This window comes from Serratia microhaemolytica (assembly GCF_004011885.1).
Classification (GTDB): Bacteria; Pseudomonadota; Gammaproteobacteria; order Enterobacterales; family Enterobacteriaceae; genus Serratia_G; species Serratia_G microhaemolytica.
The window spans coordinates 18,566-39,895 of the sequence record NZ_SBEF01000022.1 but is presented as its reverse complement, the minus strand read 5'-3'; the positions used below and the strand labels follow the sequence as shown (position 1 = coordinate 39,895).

14 protein-coding genes are annotated in these 21,330 nt (G+C 49.0%); 5 read left to right on the top strand and 9 right to left on the bottom strand.

Translation table 11 applies throughout. From position 1 onward, the window contains the following. Window position 1 precedes the first annotated feature (1 nt). Genes EOJ37_RS08865 through EOJ37_RS08855 form a run of 3 tightly spaced genes read right to left on the bottom strand, consistent with a single transcriptional unit; the run spans window position 2 to window position 3,939 of the window. Window positions 2-1,027, bottom strand: a complete 1,026-nt coding sequence (locus EOJ37_RS08865) for an ABC transporter permease (RefSeq protein WP_127959574.1) — start codon at window positions 1,025-1,027, stop codon at window positions 2-4. Beyond that, entirely contained in the window at window positions 1,024-2,118 is a 1,095-nt protein-coding gene (locus EOJ37_RS08860; RefSeq protein ID WP_127959573.1) for a microcin C ABC transporter permease YejB, read from the bottom strand. Before EOJ37_RS08860 ends, EOJ37_RS08865 begins: the two co-directional genes overlap by 4 nt. Window positions 2,119-2,130: 12 nt before the next feature. After that, entirely contained in the window at window positions 2,131-3,939 is a 1,809-nt protein-coding gene (locus EOJ37_RS08855) for an extracellular solute-binding protein (RefSeq protein WP_127959572.1), read from the bottom strand. Between the two features lie 635 nt (window positions 3,940-4,574). On the opposite strand from EOJ37_RS08855, the gene EOJ37_RS08850 reads away from it, so the two are divergent. Further along, on the top strand, window positions 4,575-5,936 hold the full coding sequence (locus tag EOJ37_RS08850) for an APC family permease (protein ID WP_127959571.1): 1,362 nt from the start codon (window positions 4,575-4,577) through the stop codon (window positions 5,934-5,936). A 35-nt stretch (window positions 5,937-5,971) separates the two neighbouring features. Continuing rightward, a complete protein-coding gene (gene yddG, locus EOJ37_RS08845; protein ID WP_127959570.1) occupies window positions 5,972-6,859 on the top strand; it encodes an aromatic amino acid DMT transporter YddG in 888 nt (295 codons plus the stop codon). 264 nt (window positions 6,860-7,123) lie between these two features. On the opposite strand, the gene EOJ37_RS08840 is transcribed toward yddG, so the two are convergent. From EOJ37_RS08840 to EOJ37_RS08820, 5 genes are all read right to left on the bottom strand, one after another. Next, window positions 7,124-8,251: a hypothetical protein gene (locus EOJ37_RS08840; protein ID WP_127959569.1), complete on the bottom strand. Its 1,128-nt coding sequence runs from the start codon at window positions 8,249-8,251 to the stop codon at window positions 7,124-7,126. 245 nt (window positions 8,252-8,496) lie between these two features. Beyond that, a complete protein-coding gene (gene hutG, locus EOJ37_RS08835; RefSeq protein ID WP_127959568.1) occupies window positions 8,497-9,315 on the bottom strand; it encodes an N-formylglutamate deformylase in 819 nt (272 codons plus the stop codon). Continuing rightward, window positions 9,312-10,532, bottom strand: coding sequence for an imidazolonepropionase (gene hutI / locus EOJ37_RS08830; protein ID WP_127959567.1), 1,221 nt, complete (start codon window positions 10,530-10,532; stop codon window positions 9,312-9,314). Before hutI ends, hutG begins: the two co-directional genes overlap by 4 nt. A 212-nt stretch (window positions 10,533-10,744) precedes the next feature. Next, the gene (gene arcA / locus EOJ37_RS08825) at window positions 10,745-12,019 is read right to left on the bottom strand and encodes an arginine deiminase (protein WP_127959566.1); all 1,275 of its coding nucleotides are present in this window, start codon (window positions 12,017-12,019) and stop codon (window positions 10,745-10,747) included. A 14-nt stretch (window positions 12,020-12,033) separates the two neighbouring features. Then, window positions 12,034-13,566, bottom strand: coding sequence for an amino acid permease (locus EOJ37_RS08820; protein WP_127959565.1), 1,533 nt, complete (start codon window positions 13,564-13,566; stop codon window positions 12,034-12,036). 478 nt (window positions 13,567-14,044) lie between these two features. On the opposite strand from EOJ37_RS08820, the gene hrpA reads away from it, so the two are divergent. Beyond that, window positions 14,045-17,932: an ATP-dependent RNA helicase HrpA gene (hrpA, locus tag EOJ37_RS08815; protein ID WP_206194039.1), complete on the top strand. Its 3,888-nt coding sequence runs from the start codon at window positions 14,045-14,047 to the stop codon at window positions 17,930-17,932. An 87-nt stretch (window positions 17,933-18,019) separates the two neighbouring features. Here hrpA and EOJ37_RS08810 read toward each other — a convergent pair whose 3' ends face one another. Further along, window positions 18,020-18,538 carry an Hcp family type VI secretion system effector gene (locus EOJ37_RS08810; RefSeq protein WP_127959563.1) on the bottom strand — a complete coding sequence of 173 codons (519 nt, stop codon included), beginning with the start codon at window positions 18,536-18,538 and terminating at the stop codon, window positions 18,020-18,022. A 778-nt stretch (window positions 18,539-19,316) separates the two neighbouring features. Here EOJ37_RS08810 and tssB point away from each other — a divergent pair. After that, on the top strand, window positions 19,317-19,814 hold the full coding sequence (gene tssB, locus EOJ37_RS08805; RefSeq protein WP_127959562.1) for a type VI secretion system contractile sheath small subunit: 498 nt from the start codon (window positions 19,317-19,319) through the stop codon (window positions 19,812-19,814). A 27-nt stretch (window positions 19,815-19,841) separates the two neighbouring features. Continuing rightward, entirely contained in the window at window positions 19,842-21,329 is a 1,488-nt protein-coding gene (gene tssC, locus EOJ37_RS08800) for a type VI secretion system contractile sheath large subunit (protein WP_127959561.1), read from the top strand. Window position 21,330: the final 1 nt, after the last annotated feature.

Sequence of the window (21,330 nt, the reverse complement as noted above, 5' to 3'; positions counted from 1 at the left end):
ATCAATACACCTTACCGGGATCAAAGGCGTCGCGTACGGCTTCGCCAATAAAAATTAACAGTGATAACAGGATCGATAACACCAGAAATGCCGTGATACCCAGCCAAGGAGCCTGCAAATTATTTTTGCCCTGTAACAGCAGTTCTCCCAGTGAAGGCGAACCCAACGGCAGACCGAAGCCAAGAAAATCGAGCGAGGTGAGGGTAGTGATAGAACCACACAGAACAAAAGGCAAAAAGGTCAACGTCGCCACCATCGCATTAGGCAACATATGACGATACATAATCACCCGATCCGGCACCCCCATGGCACGTGCAGCACGGATATAATCGTAATTACGGGTACGCAGAAACTCGGCACGAACCACCCCAACCAGACTCATCCAACCGAATAAAATGGTGATCACCAACAGCCACCAGAAATTGGGTTGCACAATACTGGAGAGTAAAATAATCAAAAACAACATTGGCATACCAGACCACACTTCGATAAAACGTTGTCCCCAGAGATCGATACGGCCACCGTAATAACCCTGCATTGCACCGACACAGATACCAATCACACTTGCACAGAGCGTCAACGCCAAACCAAACAGCATCGAAATACGAAAACCGTACAGCAGACGCGCCAACACATCGCTGCCATTACTATCAGTACCCAGTAAATTCTGGCGTGAAGGCGGCGAAGGGAACGGCACCTCAGTAGCAAAGTTAATGGTGTTATAGCTAAATCGGATCGGAGCCCAAATAGCCCAACCATGCTGCGCTATCTGAGCGACCAGGAAAGGATCCTGGAAATCGGCATCAGTCTGAAATTGGCCACCAAAAGTAGTCTCGCTGTAGTTGACCAGAAAGGGCACATACCACCGGCCCTGATAATTCACCAATAACGGTTTATCGTTGGCCAACAGATCAGACAGCAGACTGAGTAGGAAAAACAGCAAAAAAATCCACAGTGACCAGTAACCACGGCGGTTAGTGCGAAAACGTGCCCAACGGGCTTGATTTATCGGATTTAAACGGCTCATTGGCGGGCCTCAAAATCGATGCGTGGATCAACCAGGGTATACGTAATATCACTGATGATATTCAACAACAGGCCAATCAGCGTGAAGATATACAGTGTGCCAAACATTACCGGGTAGTCGCGCTGTAATGTGGCATCATAACCCAACAGCCCGAGGCCATTGAGGGAAAACATCACTTCAATCAACAGCGAACCGGTAAAAAACATACTGATAAAGGTGGCAGGAAACCCGGCAATCACCAGTAACATCGCATTGCGGAATACATGATGATAAAGCACTTTTTTCTCCTCTAACCCTTTGGCGCGAGCGGTAACCACATATTGCTTGCGGATCTCATCCAGGAAGGAGTTTTTAGTTAACATGGTTAAAGTGGCGAATCCGCCAATCACGGTAGCTAACACCGGCAGTGTAATATGCCAAAGGTAGTCGAGTATCTGACGATACCAAGGCAGCATATCGAAATCGCTGGAAACCAACCCACGCAACGGAAACCAATTCAGATAGCTACCGCCGGCAAACAGCACAATCATCAAAATGGCAAACAGAAAGGCCGGAATCGCATAACCGACGATAATCAGTGTGCTGCTCCAGGTATCAAATGTGCTACCGTTATTGATTGCTTTACGGATGCCAAGCGGAATCGAAACACCGTAGATGATCAAGGTACTCCATAGCCCCAGCGAAATCGAAACCGGTAAGCTACGACCAATCAGTTCCATCACGGAAGCGCCACGGAACAGGCTATCGCCGAAGTCAAAACGCATATAGTTCCATAACATGGTGAAGTAGCGCTGATGCAGCGGTTTATCGAAGCCATAACGCTTGGTGATTTCGGCAATCACTTCCGGATCAAGCCCACGCGAACCACGATACTGCCCTTCGCCGACATTGCCGATTCCAGTTTTGGCATTGCCTAATCCTTCACCGAGACCCGAACCGGCAAAACCACTGCTGTGACCCAACTCGATGGCAGCAATCGCCTGATCGACCGGGCCACCTGGAGCAACTTGAACAATAAAAAAGTTAAGCGTGATGATTGCCCAAAGTGTCGGGATCACCAAAAGTAAACGACGTAATAGATAAGCGGCCACCGCAGGCTCCTTTTATTGCTGGCGTGTAGGTAGTGTTGCTGCCTTATCGGCATCATACCACCAGGTATCTAACCCGATGGCATAGGTCGGCCGCTGTTCGGGTTGAGAGAATTTATTCCAGTAAGCATAGCGATCGTGGTTTGAATACCACATTGGCAACATGTAGTGATTCCAGGTTAATACCCGATCCAGCGCGCGTCCGAGTGACAGTAGCGCCGGTTGATCACCCTGATGTTTAACAATTTGGCGGACTAAATAGTCAACCGCAGCGTCATTAACCCCCGGAGTATTCCAACTGGAGCTGAGATACTCTGAATCCCAAAGGATTTGTAGCGCGGTATTGGGAAACGGCATCGCGGAATATACTGTCGGCAACATATCGAAATCGCGTTTGCGTAGGCGACGAGTGAACTGGCCAACATCGACCTCACGGATCTGCATCTCAATGCCTAACCGCTTTAAATTACGTTGGAAGGGCAGCACATACTGAAAATTACCGCCACTTGGCAGCAGCAGCTCAAAACGGAACGGTTGCCCAGTTTCGCTGTGTACCAAGCGGCGCTGACTCACCTGCCAGCCGGCTTGTTGCAGTAGTTCACTCGCCTTAAGTAGGTTCTGACGATTGTGTCCATCCGCCGCCGAACGTGGTGGCTGATAGCGAGGGCCAAACACCGCTGGCGGCAATTTATCTTTTAGCGGCAGCAGCCAAGCCAGTTCAGCCGCATCGGGGCTAGCGGTGGCGGCATATTCAGTATTCTGAAAATAGCTATCGGTACGCTGATAAGCCTGATAATGCAATGCCTTATTCATCCACTCAAAATCAAAAGCCAGTGTGATCGCCTCGCGTACTCGGCGATCAGCAAATATTGGTCGGCCAACATTAAATGCTAACCAGCGACTGTTCTGAGCGGCGTGATTAACTTCATCACGCTTAATAATGTAGTGCTGATCGAAATTATTGCCCCGATACTGGGTGGCCCAATTTTTGGCTGACGCTTCTGCACGCAGATCATAAGCACCCGATTTAAACGCCTCTAACGCGACGTTATCATCCAGATAATAGTCATAACGGATATGATCAAAGTTATTTTGCCCGCGATTAACCGGCAAATCGGCAGCCCAGTAGTCAGTGACACGCTGATAGGTGACATATTGGCCCAAGCGGTAATCGCTGATTTTGTATGGTCCACTGCTCAGTGGTGGCTGGATCAGCGGTTCGCTGAGTGAATAATTTTGCCAGAAACGTTCTGACAAAATCGGCAGTGTCAGCAAACCGAGCAACTTATCTTTATCAGCCTCTGGCAGCGTGATACGCACCGTCAAGGGGGCTACTGCCTCGATCTGTGTTCCTTGATAAAACACCCGAAATTGGGCCACGCCTTCGGTCATAAATTTATTAAATGTGAAGGCGACATCCTGTGCCGTAATCGGGCTGCCATCATGGAAACGTGCCTCAGGATTAAGTTCGATCTCCATCCAACGCATATCGGTTGGCGCACGAGCCACCTTTGCGACCAATGGATAATAACTGGCAGCTTCATCGTCCGAGGTGGTAAACAGCGCATCATAAAGTTGGATCGTGCGTTCTGCTGACACACCGCGCGAGGCGAAACGGTTAAAATTGTCATAGGTCCCGATTGCTGCCAGACGAATATCGCCACCTTTTGGCGCATCGGGATTGACATAGTCAAAATGTTGGAAACCGTGCCGATACTTCGGCTCACCAAGTGCAGTGAAACTATAATATTCACGCACATCCTCAGCCAATGAGGCCAAACTAGACACTGCCAGCAGCAGGGCAGCAACAAAGCGTATCAGCATCTCTAGGGTAAACTCCGGCGACAAAGTTCAAAACCGATCCGATTTCCGTTTTAAAGCCGCTCAGCTTGTCATGTTGTCGCACCGCAGTGCTCACAACTCGCATTAACTTGGTCCACGATGCAGTTGTTGTGTACCGTCGTGGTGCAAGCTGGCGGTGGGGATAACACCGTCTCGAATAGGCTGTTAATGATTCGATTCAAAGCATAGCATTTTGCTACATCTCGGGCTAACGAAAGCTTCTGCTGTTTCATCAGAAAATTACCCCTTCCACTTCAAAATTAAAATTTAACAATATTTAAAACTAAAAAGAAATCAATTTTTTATCAAATAATTGCATTATTAGCGCTCTTTATGGTTGAAGCTTTCTTAGTGTGCTAGATTAAGCTAAAAAGCACGACTACCCTGTTTATCATAGTGAAGAAAATTCGGCTTTATTCCTTGGCACAGGCGAGTATGATAGCGGCGCGTGCTGTTACCAACGTGGCACTCTTGGGTGTTTTACTCAGGGATCTCACCGAGCATGTGTAAGTGCCAGACCAGATTTTTTGCAGATGAGTTGCACTCTTGCGAGACTGCGCGCGGCGGTGATTAATTTTTTCTGACTTGGCGCACTGAACGCCGGTGAGGAATTGCCCATGACAGTAACAGCCATTGAACGTGATGGCGCGGGTAAACCGCAATTGCGTAAAACACTAAAATTGTGGCAAGTGGTGATGATGGGGTTGGCCTACCTGACTCCGATGACGGTGTTTGATACCTTCGGTATCGTTTCTGGTGTCACCGATGGTCATGTGCCGACCTCTTATCTGTTTGCTTTGGCTGGCGTACTGTTCACCGCCATCAGCTATGGCAAACTGGTGCGCCAGTATCCGACCTCCGGTTCCGCCTACACCTATACCCAAAAAGCGATCAATCCGCATGTCGGTTTTTTGGTTGGCTGGGCATCGCTACTCGACTACCTGTTCCTGCCGATGATCAATACCCTGTTGGCAAAAATCTATTTAACCGCGCTGTTCCCTGAGGTTCCGACCTGGGTTTGGGTGGTGGGTTTTGTCACCATCATGACAGCGATCAATCTCAGCAGTGTTAGCCTAGTAGCCAACTTTAACACGCTGTTTGTACTGGTGCAGTTGGCGATCATCGTGGTATTTATCTTTCTGGTGGTGCAGGGGTTACATAACGGCGAAGGGCAAGGAACAGTTTGGAGCCTGCAACCTTTTGTCAGTGAACATGCCCACCTATTGCCGATCATCACCGGAGCGACCATCCTTTGCTTCTCGTTTCTCGGTTTTGATGCAGTCACCACACTGAGTGAAGAGACCCCGGAAGCGGCCAGAGTGATCCCGCGAGCGATCTTCCTGACTGCACTTTACGGCGGGGTGATTTTCATCAGCGTCTCATTCTTTATTCAACTGTTTTTTCCCACTATTGAACGTTTTGATAGCCCGGATGAAGCACTGCCGGAGATCGCGCTCTATGTGGGTGGCAAACTGTTCCAAGCGATCTTCCTCTGTACCACCTTTATCAACACACTGGCTTCAGGTTTGGCATCACACGCCACCGTTTCGCGTCTGCTCTATGTTATGGGGCGCGACAACGTTTTTCCTGAGCGTTTCTTTGGCTACATTCATCCTAGGTGGCGCACCCCGACACTGAATGTATTGATGGTAGGTATAGTGGCACTCTCTGCGCTGTTTTTTGATTTGGTCACCGCCACCGCGTTGATTAACTTTGGCGCACTGGTTGCGTTTACCTTTGTTAACCTCTCGGTAATCAATCACTTCTTTATCCGCCAACGGCGTAACAAAAGCTGGAAAGATCGCTTTAACTTCCTAGTGCTACCACTCATTGGTGCTTTGACGGTCAGCGTATTGTGGCTAAACCTGGAAAGAACTTCACTGACCATGGGGCTGGTTTGGGCAGCACTGGGCTTCGCCTATCTTGTCTACCTCACCCGGCTATTTCGCCAGCCGCCGCCACAATTTGAGGGGCACTAAGTGCTGACGTTATCACTCACTGGTCGCCGCCACTGATGCCGCGCACCGCGAACGCGACACTGTTCGGCCTATTGGCGATCCTGCTATGGAGCAGTGTGGTCGGGCTGATCCGTAGCGTCAGCGAAGGGCTGGGGGCAGTGGGTGGTGCGGCAATGATCTACAGTGTCGCCGCACTGTTTCTGCTACTGGTGATGAAAAGGCCAAAACTCTCAGTTTTTCCAATCAGTTATCTTCTTCTGGGCGGCGCGCTATTTGTGCTGTATGAGATCTGCCTGTCACTCTCGCTTGGTTATGCCAACAATCGCCTACAAGCGATTGAGCTAGGAATGATCAACTACCTATGGCCCTGTTTTACCATACTGCTGGCACTGTTATTCAACCAGCAGCGAGCACGTTGGTGGGTGGTGCCTGGGCTACTGATTTCTCTGCTTGGTGTCGGCTGGATCATGAATGGCACGGGGAGTTGGTCTGCAACACAGATGATTGCCAACATTCGCAGCAACCCTCTCAGTTATGGTCTCTCTTTCACCGGCGCGCTGTTGTGGGCATTGTACTGCAACGTGACGAAACGGATTGCCCAAGGTCAAAATGGCGCAGTACCCTTTATGTTGTTCACCGCAGTTGCACTGTGGTTGATTTATCCCTTCAGTACGGACGCCGCGATGCAGTTCACGCTACCGGTCACTCTGGCGTTACTGGCGGTTGGGGTAGCGATGGGCGGCGGTTATGCTGCATGGAATATCGGCATTCTGCATGGCAACATGACGCTGTTGGCCACCGTGTCCTATTTCACCCCGGTATTATCAGCGCTGTTTGCTGCACTGGTGCTACGCACCACATTAACGATCGACTTCTGGCTTGGCGTCGCTATGGTTAGCCTGGGTTCATTCATTTGTTGGCATGCCACGCGTGCGACAAGATGATTTACAGACACCGCATGGATATATTCTGCGGTGTACATACAATTAACCTGCGTATCGGCTTGACGCAATGAAATCATGGCCAACACTGGGGCGAGTTTTCTGCCCCAGTGGGTCAATTAACCGGCGATGTGATGGTTCAAACAGAGTCAAAACGAGATAAACCATCCGCCAATCTCATTAAATTATTGATAATAAACATCTTTCTTCTTTGATGTACTAGAGTGTCTGTTCACAAAACAGCGTATTGAATGCATTGTTTTATGTTTAAGGCCAGCTTAATGTTGCTATGGCTTGTGCGGTGCCACCGCCATAGTGACGCAGTGAATTGCTGCACAATGTCCAGGTGAGCGGGATTTCAGTACTCCCTTCTGCCACATTAGCAATATTAGTCGGTTGGTTATTAAACAGGATCTGTTCGTTGTGTGTGGTGGTGCAATCGCCACTCTCTGCTGCGAGAATGCCACGGATCTCTGCCAGTGTTTCTGCATTGGTATTGTTAAGTGCCAGCGTATCAGTATTGCGACCAAGGCTCCCACTAAATGCTAATTGTAGTGTGGTTTGTCCAGTGCCTGAACCACCATCATTGATGGTGTTGCACTGGATGGTCAACTGTGAGGAGTAAGTTGCCAGTATTTGTTTATCTGCCTGTAAGTGAGTCACTGCACCAAATGAAACATTATTATCCTGAAAGCCAACGGTGCAGTCAGTAGGGAGTGTGATAGTGAACTGAGAAGCCGGTATCAACTGCGTCACTGGGGGGGTAGAGCTGCGAGACCGAGCACTATGCCCCAACCGAGGACTGTTTATATTACCCAGTGGCGCAAGTGGGCCGATATAAAGTGACATGACGCCACTCATCGTGCCACGGTGGCTGCTGGTACGTACAGCCCCGTAGCCAGGGCCTAATGAATGCTGCTGGGTGCCGAGGCACCAGGGAGTGGTTGTGAGACTGCTGGTAACCAAGTTACCGTTACTTGACCAACTTCCCGAAGATGTATAAGTAACGTGGGTGCCGTTATTTATATTGCTTACCCAGTATTCGCCTTGAATAGTGCCACTGCTCATACCAAGTATCACGTCTGGGGCTAATACCAAGCCGCTGAATACACCATCAGAAGAGGTGCCGAAAAGCGCTGGGTTCATGCAGACGTTGATAGTGCTTAAAAAATTATCCGTGATCATTCCCCCCCAGGGATCAGCACTGGGTAAACCTAACGTGGGGCTGGTAGTGCCGGTCCAACTTCCTACCACTGACGTAGACCAGACAAAACCGCTACCTGGTGCAAAGGAACCTGTTGGGCCTGTTGCTGCATTGATGTTTTGGGCGGAGAATAGTGCCAGTATCGCTGATAGTTTCCATTTTTGTTGGTTTATCAGAGAATAAATTGCCATTGATTCGTCCCTATATGTGATTTTGAACGATAGGTTTTCCAACTACCGGTCTGAGAGCTGAGCACCGGTAGTGTCTAGGTGTTTCCTCGTGTAAGAAGTGTAGCCTGATTGGTAAATATTGCAGGTGATAGACTATATTTTGCGCTAGCGTGCACCCTATGCGCACGCCACTATCGCTGTTGTTTGCTGTTGTTCAATAAGGGCTTGGCAATTATTACTGGTCGCCTATCTTGGCCGTCTGTTGACTACGAGATGTTACCGAACGCAGCGTTTTTCCCCCAGGTTAGCATGGTGTCGAGTAACTGCTGTAGTAGGCGTTGCAGTAATGCAGCACGCGCAGGAGAGTAACTGAATGGCGGGCGTTCAGACATATAGTTCAGTTGTGCTAATTCAAGTTGCACTGCATGTTGTTGTTGTTCCGGTTGGCCATAGGCGCGGGTGATATAACCGCCTTTGAAACGCCCATTGAGTACGTAGCTGAACTGGTGCTGTTGTTGACAGCAAAGCAATAGTTGATCGCTTAAACTGCTGGCACAACTGTTGCCGTCATTGGTGCCGAGATTCAGATCGGGTAGTTGTCCGCTAAATAGCCGTGGGATCACCGAGGCGATCGAGTGAGCATCAAACAACAGGGCGTAACCATGTTGCTGCTTTAAACGCTGCAGTTCTTGTTGCAACTGTTGATGGTAAGGGTGCCAAATTGCGGCTAGGTAGTCGGCTCGTTCCGCAGCTGACGGGGTAGCATCCGGTAGGAAGGTAGGCTGACCGTCAAACAGAACATCTGGAAATAGTCCAGTCGTGGCACTGCGGTAAAGTGGTTGATCATCGGCTGGGCGGTTAAGGTCGATCACCAGTCTTGAGTAATTCGCAATCAGTATGCTGGCTCCAAGTGTTTGAGCAAACTGATACAGCAACGGTAGGTGCCAGTCTGTATCCGGTAATGGACGCGCAGCTTCAGTTAGGCCTTTTTCAACCGCTGGGGTTAATTGGGTACCCGCATGAGGAATGCTGATTAACAGTGGCAGTGTGCCTGGCCGGAATTGAAATGGATCAGTGATAATCATCGGCGTAGTGCTCCTCGGAAAATGACGCTACAGGGCAGTTGACCGCCCAACCAATAAGCTAACTGTGCGGGTCGCTCCAGTGGCCAGTGTACAAAGTTGGCCAGTTTGCCCACTTGCAGTGACCCCTGTGTCTGTTGGATCCCTAAAGCGGTTGCCGCATGGTATGTGACACCGGCCAGCGCTTCTTCTGGTGTCAGGCGGAACAGGGTGCAGGCCATGTTGAGCATTAAGCGCAATGAGAGTGCTGGCGAGGTGCCTGGATTGGCATCACTGGCGATCGCGATCGGTACACCATGTTGACGAAATAGCTCGATGGGTGGGCATTGTGTTTCACGTAACAGGTAATAAGCACCGGGCAAGAGTACGGCAACGGTGCCGGCAGAGGCCATAGCGATGACATCCTTTTCGTTGACATACTCCAGATGATCGGCACTGAGTGCCCGATAGCGTGCAGCCAAGCTGCTGCCACCGAGAGCCGAGAGTTGTTCTGCGTGCAGTTTGACCGGCAGTTGTGCTTGTTGTGCAGCGTTGAAAACGCGCTCAACCTGCACGGGTGAAAAAGCAAGGTGTTCACAGAAGGCATCAACTGCATCGGCCAGTCCGGCGCTGGCGACGGCTGGAATAATCTGGTTAACCACCAGATCGATATAATCATCACTGCGGCCGTGATATTCCGGTGGCAGCGCATGGGCTGCCAGACAGGTGGTTTTTACTTCTACTGCGGCTAACTCGGCAAGTTGGCGTGCCACACGCAGCATCTTTAATTCACTCTCGAGATCTAAACCGTAGCCCGACTTTATCTCTATGCAAGTAACCCCTTCGGCTAAAAGGGGATGTAGCCGAGCCATCGCCTGCTGCTGTAGCTGTAGCTCTGGTGTATTGCGCGTGGCATTGACGGTAGAGAGAATGCCGCCACCCTGTGCGGCAATTTCGGCGTAGCTGACTCCATTGAGTCGTTGTTCAAATTCATGGCTACGATCTCCGCCAAACACCAAGTGAGTATGGCAGTCGATTAAGCCAGGAGTAATGATGCCAGCGGAAAAAGTGGTCACTTGGTGTGCGTTAATGCTGGGTAGCTCATTGCGCGGCCCTAGCCAGATTATCTTGCCTTGCTGTACTGCAATTGCCCCGTCATGGATGATCTGGTACTTGCCGCCCTGCATGGTGACAATGTCTGCACCTTGCCACAGACTGTCGCACTGGATCGCTATGCTCATTGTTTCTCAGCCTTTGCATGGTTGTATATACAAGAATAAACAACCTAGCGCATTCATGACATCAGAACAAGAGGCAGGATAAAAATTTGTCGCATGATTGTTGCATTTTGGTGTGATGGTTGAGCGAGACGGCGCTGCTCAGTTCCATTGAGCAGCCAAGGGGTAAAACGTGTTCTGCGCTTGCAGAGGAGGAAAGGTTGCAGTTTGGTCGCTTAGTAGTCGATCGCGTCACGGATGATCGGACAGGTCATACAGTGGCCACCACCTCGCCCACGACCTAGCTCACTACCAACTATTTCAATAACTTCTATGCCCTCTTTGCGTAGCTGAGTATTGGTTTTGGTATTGCGATCGTAAGCCATCACCACGCCCGGCGACAGTGCAACCATATTGTTACCACTGTCCCACTGCTGGCGCTCAGTGTCGTAATCGTTGCCTTCAGTTTCTACCACACGCAGTTTTTTCAGGTTCAATGCACCCGCTACCGCCTCAACAAAAGTGCCTTTGTCACGGCTTAGTTTCATTCCAGTGGGGCCATCGTCTGGGCGCAACGAGAATGTTTTGATCTGGTTAACAATTGCAGGGTAGAGCGTGACCACATCGCGATCACAGAAGGTGAAGACAGTATCTAAGTGCATTGCAGCACGCAGTTTTGGCATGGCGGCGATCATCACTCGCTCCACACCCGAGTGTTTGTCAGCAAACAGTGCGGCAGCTAACTGGGTAATGGCTTGGTGTGAGGTGCGCTCACTCATACCAATCAATACCGTTTTGTTGCCAATTGGCATCACATCGCCACCCTCAAGTGTTGCGCTACCGTGATGCACGGTAGGATCTCCCCACCAGACACGGACATGATCAGCACCAAAATCGGGATGGAATTTGTAGATAGCGGTGGTCAGCACCGTCTCTTCGTGGCGTGCTGGCCAGTAGAGTGGGTTGAGTGTCACACCACCGTAAATCCAGCAAGTGGTATCGCGGGTATAGAGTGTGTTTGGGAGTGGTGGTAACAGATATTCAGTAATGCCGACAGCTTCACGGATCAGTTTCAGTTCTTCATGATCGGCATAGCCCTCTTTAGCCAAATCAGTGGTGGATAGCCCACCGATCAGCACTTCAGCCAAGGTGCGCGGCGGTAGGCTATCCAGAAAACTGCGCGTTTCATTCAGGATGCCAAGCGAAACTTCATTCGGCACAATTTGCTGATCTAGGATCCATTTTCTGGCCTCTGGCAGGGCCAGCGTCTCAGTGAGCAAATTGTGCATTTCCACCACATCGACACCGTGTTCACGCATTTTGGTCATAAAGTCAAAATGGTCGCGTTTAGCACGTTCTACCCACAGCACATCATCAAATAACAAGGCATCACAGTTGCTCGGGGTGAGCCGATTGTGTGCTTTGCCGGGGGCGCAGACCATCACTTTATGCAATTTGCCCACTTCTGAATGTACACCAAATTTAGCCTGCTTTTTTTTCTTGGTTGTCATATAAATTGCCTCGATCAGATAGTGATAATGCCGGTCGCTATGCTGTAGATAGCAACAATGGCGGCAACGATAATCAGAACAAATAGCCCCAATTCCGCAGGGGTAAATACTCTATTCGCCCCTTGTTCACGTCGGGCGAGAATAAACAGCAAGGTGCCTGGGCCGTAGATCACCGCTGACAGCAGCAAATATTTCATGCCGCCGGCATAGATCATCAACAGGGAATAGAGTGTGGCGATCAACGCGATGATGAGTTCTTTCTTCTGCCCGACCTCGTTAGGTTGATAGCTTTCACCACTCCAGGCTAATTTCAGCCCATAGGCGGCAACCAACAGGTAGGGAATTAAGGTTAATGAGCTGGTCAGCTCTAACGCTAACTGGAAGGCGTATTGGCTGAACATGGTCAGGATCAGAAACAGTTGGATGGTGAGGTTGGTCAGCCAGACTGCCGAAGAGGGCACCGCATTGTGGTTTTCAGCACCAAACACTTTTGGCACGCTGTGATTTTTCCCCGCAGCAAACAGCACTTCGGCCGCCAGCAGTGACCAGGAGAGATACGCACCCAACACCGAGATCAGTAAGCCTAGGCTGATGAAGATCGCCCCCCAACGCCCAACTATCGCTTCTAACACACCTGCCATTGAAGGTTGGCGCAGTGCGGCAAGATCAGGGCGCAGCAGCACGCCGTAGGAGAGCATGGTGATCAGCACCATCAGGCAGAGCACGCCGATAAAACCAAGTACAGTCGCGATACCGACATGTTTGCGTTCTTTAGCATAACGGGAGTAGACGCTAGCACCTTCAATCCCAAGGAAGACAAATACCGTGACTAGCATGGTGCTACGCACCTGGCTAAATAACGATTCAGGTTCACCGCTAGCCGCAATGGCTGTCGCAGCATGTCCAACATAGCCGTAGTTATCAAGACGATAGTTATCAAGCTGGGTTAGGTCAGCAATATGGGCTGAAGCCGACTCTGGTGCTCCCCAGAAATTGAGCATGAAGATATCCCGGTTGAATGCAAACACCAACACGATGATAAACAGCAGGATTGGCAGGATTTTGGCGACGGTGGCAATAGTATTGATACTGGCGGCGCCTTTGACACCACGCAGGATCAACAGATGGAATCCCCAGAGCAGCGCTGAAGCAAGAAGCACCGCTGATAGTGTGTTGCCATCACCAAAGACCGGGAAAAAAGCGCCCAAGGTTGATTTGATCAACACGAAGTAGGAGACGTTACCAATGCAGCTTCCTGCCCAGAAGCCGAGTGCGGCAATAAAGCCAAGGTAGTCACCGAACCCCTCTTTGGCATAGATAAACACACCTGAATCAAGTTCGGGTTTACGCTGCGCTAAGGTCTGGAAGACAAACGCTAACATCAGCATCCCGCCGCCAGCAATACACCAGGCAATCAGGGCACCAAAGCCACCGGTTGCCCGCCCAAAGGTGGCCGGTAGAGAAAATATCCCGGCACCAATCATGGAACCCACCACTAATGCGGAGAGGGACCAGAGAGACAATTTGTTGGTTGATGAGCTCGTCATAGTTTCCCTTTACTGTGCTAATTAAGTGACTCATTGTTAATACAGGAGATCTGCATCAAGCTGTTTGAGTTAACCCACCGTATTGCGCCTAGCGCCTTTGCCGGGAGTCGTGTGTGAACAGCAGCAGGAGTGCCAGTGATACGCCTCAATTTTGCTTACGATGCAATCTGTAGGTTAAACAGTACTCATGCTGTTGCATGGGTAACCTAGGTGGTTTTCTGACTATTAGAGCATAGCTATAACCTTCAAATTTGCCTCTTTCTTGACGCGACAAATTGACTTTTTTCACGATAATTATCTGAAAGCTTGTGTAATCTTAGTGGTTAACTCCAACAATGAGGATAATCCCGATTGGCCTGTCACGCATCAAGCAGTGAACATGATGTTGCGTTGAGGGCTAGGGGGTACGCTGCTGGTTGTGATATCTTTACGACTCTCTAATCAGTACAAAATCAGTCACAAACGAGGAATGGTTAACGTGAAATCTCCGCTCGCACCACTGTCATTGCAATTAGATGACGTCATGTTGCGTGATGCTGCGCGTTTACGGCGTCGCTTGCAGGGGGCTGGCAAAGTGAAAAACAGCCAGAAACAGCAAGCGATTGCCCTTGAAATCGAACAGGATCTCACTTTCTGTCGGCAAAAAGTATCAGCTCGCCTCGCCAATCGCCCAGCAATCAGTTATCCAGAGAATTTACCGGTTAGCCAGAAAAAGGCCGAGATCTTGGCAGCGATACGTGACCATCAAGTGGTGATTGTTGCGGGGGAAACCGGTTCAGGCAAAACAACCCAGTTACCAAAAATCTGCCTGGAGTTAGGGCGGGGTATCAGAGGAATGATTGGTCATACCCAACCTCGACGCCTAGCAGCACGCACGGTTGCTAACCGTGTCGCTGATGAGTTGCAGACAGCACTGGGCGATAGTGTCGGTTATAAAGTGCGCTTTAATGACCAGGTAGGCGAACACACGCTGGTCAAGTTGATGACTGACGGTATTTTGTTAGCAGAGATCCAGCAAGATCGACAACTGTTGCAGTACGACACGCTGATTATTGACGAAGCACACGAGCGCAGTCTAAATATCGATTTTATTCTGGGTTATTTGCGTGAATTGCTGCCAACTCGACCTGATCTGAAAGTGATTATTACCTCAGCCACCATCGATCCACAGCGTTTTTCCCGTCATTTTCACCAGGCACCAATTATTGAAGTTTCTGGGCGCACTTATCCGGTTGAGGTGCGCTATCGTCCACGGGTGGAGGAGAGCGCCGATGGCGATCGTGATCAACTACAGGCGATTTTTGATGCGGTAGATGAATTGAGCCAGGAAGGGCCTGGCGATATTCTAATTTTTATGAGTGGTGAACGTGAAATCCGTGATACCGCTGAGGGGTTAAGCAAACTGGATCTGCCACATACCGAAATCTTGCCACTCTACGCACGCCTCTCTAACAGCGAACAGAACCGTGTTTTTCAGCCACATACCGGGCGTCGGATCGTGCTGGCAACCAACGTTGCTGAAACCTCATTGACGGTGCCGGGCATTAAATATGTTATCGATCCTGGTATGGCGCGGATCAGTCGCTACAGTTTTCGTACCAAAGTACAAAGGTTACCTATCGAACCTATTTCGCAGGCATCCGCTAACCAGCGTAAGGGGCGTTGCGGTCGTGTTGCGGAAGGGATCTGTATTCGGCTCTACTCAGAACAGGATTTTCTCTCGCGTCCCGCTTTTACCGATCCTGAAATATTGCGCACTAACCTGGCGTCAGTCATTTTGCAGATGACTGCGTTGGGGTTGGGGGATATTGCTGCTTTTCCATTTGTCGAGGCACCCGATCGACGCCATATACAGGATGGTGTCCGACTGCTGGAGGAACTGGCCGCAATTACCAGCGAGCAAAATGGTCACTATCAGTTGACACCACTCGGGCGGCAACTGGCACAACTGCCGATCGACCCACGCTTGGCACGCATGGTGCTTGCTGCGCAAAGCAGTGGTAGCGTGCGCGAGGTGATGATCATCGCTGCCGCTTTATCAATCCAAGATCCACGTGAACGTCCGTTGGAAAAACAGCAGGCGGCAGATGAGAAACATCGCCGTTTTCTTGATAAAGAGTCTGACTTTATCACGTTGGTTAATTTGTGGGAGTTTCTGCAACAGCAGCAGAAATTGCACAGTGCCAGCCAGTTTCGTCGTTTATGCCGCAGTGATTATCTCAACTATCTGCGCGTGCGTGAATGGCAGGATATTTACACTCAGCTACGTCAAGTGGTGAAAGAGTTGGGCATACCGGTTAACAGTGAAGCTTCTGACTATCGCAGTATTCATACTGCGCTGTTGACTGGATTATTGTCACATATTGGCCAGAAGGATGTTGATAAGCAGGAGTATAGCGGAGCGCGTAATGCACGCTTTGCGCTGTTCCCTGGGTCAGGTCTGTTTAAAAAACCACCGAAATGGGTGATGGTCGCTGAACTGGTTGAAACCAGCCGTCTATGGGGACGTGTCGCCGCACGTATTGAACCCGAGTGGATCGAGCCGTTGGCCGGGCACTTGGTGAAATATCACCACAGTGAACCGCACTGGTCTAAGTCGCAACAGGCTGTGATGGCGAATGAGAAAGTCACTTTGTTTGGGTTGACGATCGTTAACGCCCGGTTGATCAACTACAGCACTCAAGATCCTGTACTGTGCCGTGAGCTTTTTATTCGCCACGCACTGGTCGAAGGCGACTGGCAGACACGCCATGCCTTCTTCAGCGCCAACCAAAAGTTGCGCACCGAGGTAGAAGAGCTTGAGCATAAATCGCGCCGACGCGACATTTTAGTTGATGATGAAACCCTGTTTGCCTTCTACGAACAGCGTATTCCCAATGACGTTATCTCTGGCCGCCATTTTGATCGTTGGTGGCAACAAACAGCCAAGGAGCAGCCTGATCTGCTCAATTTCGAAAAAGCGATGCTAATCAGACAGGGGGCTGAGAAGATTAGCGCCTTGGATTACCCCAATTATTGGCAACAGCAGAACCTGAAATTGCGGCTTAGCTATCAGTTCGAACTCGGCACTGATGCTGATGGTGTGACAGTACACATTCCGCTTGCGATCCTCAATCAGGTGGATCCGGTTGGTTTTGAGTGGCAGATCCCAGGGCTACGACGTGAACTGGTGATCGCTTTAATCAAATCATTGCCAAAGCCGTTACGGCGCAATTTTGTCCCAGCGCCCAATTATGCTGAAGCTTTCCTAGCCCGAGTGACACCATTGCAGTTGCCACTGCTGGATGCCTTGGAGCGTGAATTACGCCGGATGACCGGTGTAACGGTGCCACGAGAGAGTTGGCAGTGGGAACAGATACCCGATCACCTAAAAATCACTTTTCGGGTACTGGGTGAGAAAAACCGCACTCTAGCAGAAGGCAAAAACCTGATTTCACTACAGTTGCAACTCAAGCAGCAGGTGCAGCAAACACTGTCTGCGGTTGTCGACGATGGCTTAGAACAGAGTGATTTGCACATCTGGAGTTTTGGTGATTTACCAACATCCTATCAGCAACAGCGTGGTGGTTATGCACTCAAAGCCTTTCCAGCATTGGTTGATCAGCAACAGAGCGTTGCTATCAAGCTATTTGATAATGAGCAGGATCAACAGCATGCGATGTGGCAGGGGGTGCGCCGTTTGCTGTTACTGAATATCCCTTCACCGATTAAATATTTGCATGAAAAACTGCCCAACAAGGCGAAGTTGGGACTCTACTTTAACCCTTATGGCAAGGTGCTGGAGCTGATCGATGACTGTATCGCTTGTGGTGTCGATAAGTTAATTGCGGAACAGGGAGGATTGGTGTGGCAAGAGGCACAATTTAACCGCTTACAAGCGTATGTGCGTGCTGAGTTAAATCAAACGGTAGTTGAGATTGCCCAATTGGTTGAGCAGATCCTCAGCAAAGTATTTGCTATCAACAAATATTTAAAGGGACGCGTTGATATCGCGCTGGCTCTGGCACTGGCGGATATTAAAACGCAACTTTCTGGATTGGTTTATCGTGGCTTTGTTACCAACAATGGCTGGGCACGTCTGGCAGATACCTTACGCTATTTGCAGGCGATTGAGCGGCGGCTGGAGAAGTTGGCGCTTGATCCGCATCGTGACCGAGCACAATTGCTACGAGTCGAACAGGTACAAACAGCCTGGCAACAGTGGCTAAATAAATTGCCAGAGAAACGTCAACAGCATGAGGAGATCAAAGCAGTACGCTGGATGATTGAAGAGTTGCGTGTCAGTTTGTTTGCGCAACAACTGGGTACCCCTTATCCGATCTCAGAGAAACGTATTTTACAAACCCTCGAGCAGCTCAGTGGTTAGCGGGAAATTATCACTGGTGAATACTTAAGTGCAAATAAAACAGCCAACCCGAAGGTTGGCTGTTGAAGTTGTGCTGATCTTAGCCTATTAAGCTTCGATCGGAGCACGCCAGTCGTCAGAGCCAGAAGTACCGGCAGTAGTATGTTCCCAGGTGATCTTACGATATGCCAGAGAAACACGAACTAACTGGGTGAATTCTGCTTTGGTTGGGTCTTGGCAGTGTGGCATTTTGCAGTCGATATCGATAATAGTTGCATCTTCTAATTTGGTAGTAAAGAAGTGCTCTTGCTTACCTTCAACCGATGTACGGTACCACTTCAGTTCAACTGTTGGCAGCATTTCGCCAGAAGCTAATGCGTTATACAGCAGCGGAACCGCTTTGTTGTAAGCCACGGTGAAGCGGAATGGCTTGTGCGCACGTTGACCAGAAGGCTGACCTGATTGTGGGTCAGTAGGTACAGTCACGACGTGATCAAATTCCTGTACCAACATTTGGTCTTCATGACCCTGTACAAAGATATTACCAACCGACTCGGCAGTGAAAGCGCCGGCGGTGATATTACCCTGAGTTTTTCCAGTAATAGAGATATACGCTGGAGTTGGCATATTAAATTTCCTTGATAGTTTGTTTTAAACCAATAGAGCGTCATTGTCTGCTACTCAAAATCGCTGAACGCAGAATGTAACAGCCCTAGCACCTTACTTGCGAGTGTTACTATAAGTAACTTTTTGCTAAGTGCAAGCTATAGTTGCGGTTTACCGCTGCGCATGTTAGCATTATCAGAATAAAAAACTATATTTATTGCGTTATGAGTTTTTTATGCTGGTTTTTTGTTGCGTAAATGGGGTTAACAAATCGCGTTACTGTGCCTGTTAATTTTAATAATTTGCAATTTGTTGTTTTTAAAAATAAAATTTTTTCATTAAAAATAATTTTTGTGATCGCTGGAATTTTTTAGCTATCCATTCTCTTAGTCGTCGTTCCTGATCTTGTCAACAAAATGAGGATGGACTTTTCTATCGAAGATGATAAATAATGCGTGTGATGAATTTGACTCGATCTGGTTGTCGCCTGTCTCACTTAAATTGAGGCGTTGGTTGGCCGCTTTCTTTATATTACCTCGTTGAAGCGTATCATCAACGAAAGGTAAATCATCACAGGAAGTCCATCATAATGGAGGTAGGTTGAAATGGATGTTGGTCTCGTGTCAGTCAGGATGTTCAATCTGGATCGGGCGTTTATTTAATATGTAGATGGCATTCGCTACTGTTGATTTTACGGCTGCGTGAATGGTGTCTGTGCGTGGTTTACGGTCGGTATTAGTTATATGTTAAATAATAGCATCTAGCTAATATCCCTTATAATTACTAATAAGGAAGAGTTATGAGTAAAAACAATCAAAGCAGTGTTGCTCCCAAGGAAAGGATAAATATCAAGTATGTTCCTAACACCGGAGACCAGGTTGCTGAAATCGAGTTACCCCTGAATTTACTGGTAGTGGGTGACATGAAAGGGACTCGGGAAGATACCCCAATCGAGGAGCGCCAGGTTGTTTCTATTAATAAGAATAATTTCAACTCAGTAATGAAGGAAGCTAATATTGGCTTAACCTTCAGTGTGCCAAATCATCTCGAAGGAGATGGGCAAAATGATATGCCAGTTTCATTAGCAATTAATTCTTTAGATGATTTCTCACCTGATAATGTGGCGAAAAAGGTGCCAGAGCTCAAAAAACTGCTGGAGCTGCGCGAAGCATTGGTCGCTCTGAAAGGACCTCTTGGTAATATCCCGGCATTCCGCGCCCGCTTGCAGGATCTACTCAGCAATGAAGAGATGCGCGAGCAGTTGTTAAAAGAACTCGACATTATTAATCAAAAATAATTAAGTGCTTAATAGGGAATTTCACGTATGTCCTCACATGAAGAAAATGCCGTTTTAGAGGCACCTGCCAGTGCTGCGAGTACGACTTTCTTACTCGACGAAATTATGTCACAGACACGGATGATGCCGGGTAATGATGGTTATGACGTAGCCAAGCAAGGGGTTGCTGCTTTTATCGCTAGCATCCTCGATACCGGTACGAATGAAGAACCGATTAACAAGCTACTGGTTGATCGTATGATCAATGAGTTGGATAAGAAGCTCAGTGTTCAGATGGATGCCATCCTTCATGCGCCTGAGTTTCGTGAAATTGAGTCTTCTTGGCGTTCACTGAAGTTACTGGTTGATCGTACCGACTTCCGTGAAAATATCAAAATCAACATCATGCATGCGACCAAAGAAGAGTTGCTGGAAGATTTTGAATTTTCACCAGAGATCGTCCAGTCCGGCTTCTACAAGCATGTCTACTCCTCTGGCTACGGTCAGTTTGGTGGTGAACCAACGGCAGCGATTATCGGTAATTACGCGTTCAGCAACACTTCGCCAGACATGAAGTTACTGCAGTATGTCAGCGCTGTTGGTGCTATGGCACACGCTCCATTCCTGTCCAGCGTTGCACCGGACTTCTTTGGTATCAGTAGTTTCACTGAATTACCTGCAATCAAAGATTTGAAATCAGTATTTGAAGGGCCAGTACATACCAAGTGGCGTTCGCTGCGTGAGTCTGAAGACTCCCGCTATCTCGGCCTGACCACACCGCGTTTCCTGCTGCGCTTGCCATATTCTGCCGTTGAGAACCCGATCAAAAACTTCAACTACTTTGAAGATGTCAGTAAAAACCACGAGCATTACCTCTGGGGTAATACAGCATTCTTGCTGGCTTCCTGCTTAACTGACAGTTTTGCCAAGTATCGCTGGTGTCCGAACATTATCGGCCCACAAAGCGGTGGGGCAATTCACGATCTGCCAGTACACCTGTATGAAGCGATGGGTGAAGTGCAGGCCAAAATTCCAACGGAGATCCTGATCACTGACCGGCGTGAGTTTGAGCTGGCAGAAGAAGGCTTTATTACCTTAACCATGCGTAAAGGTAGTGATAATGCGGCGTTCTTCTCAGCAAACTCAGTACAGAAACCGAAAATATTCCCGAATACTCGTGAAGGCAAAATGGCAGAAACCAACTACAAGTTGGGTACTCAATTGCCATACATGTTCATCATCAACCGCTTGGCTCACTACATTAAAGTGTTGCAACGTGAGCAGATTGGTTCATGGAAAGAGCGTCAAGATCTTGAGCGTGAACTGAATAACTGGCTCAAGCAGTACATTGCTGACCAGGAAAACCCACCAACAGATGTACGTAGTCGTCGTCCTCTACGCTCAGCACAGATCCAGGTATTGGATGTAGAAGGAGATCCAGGCTGGTATCAAGTGGCAATGCAAGTACGTCCGCACTTTAAGTACATGGGTGCGAGTTTTGAATTGTCATTGGTTGGTCGTTTAGATAAGGAATAAC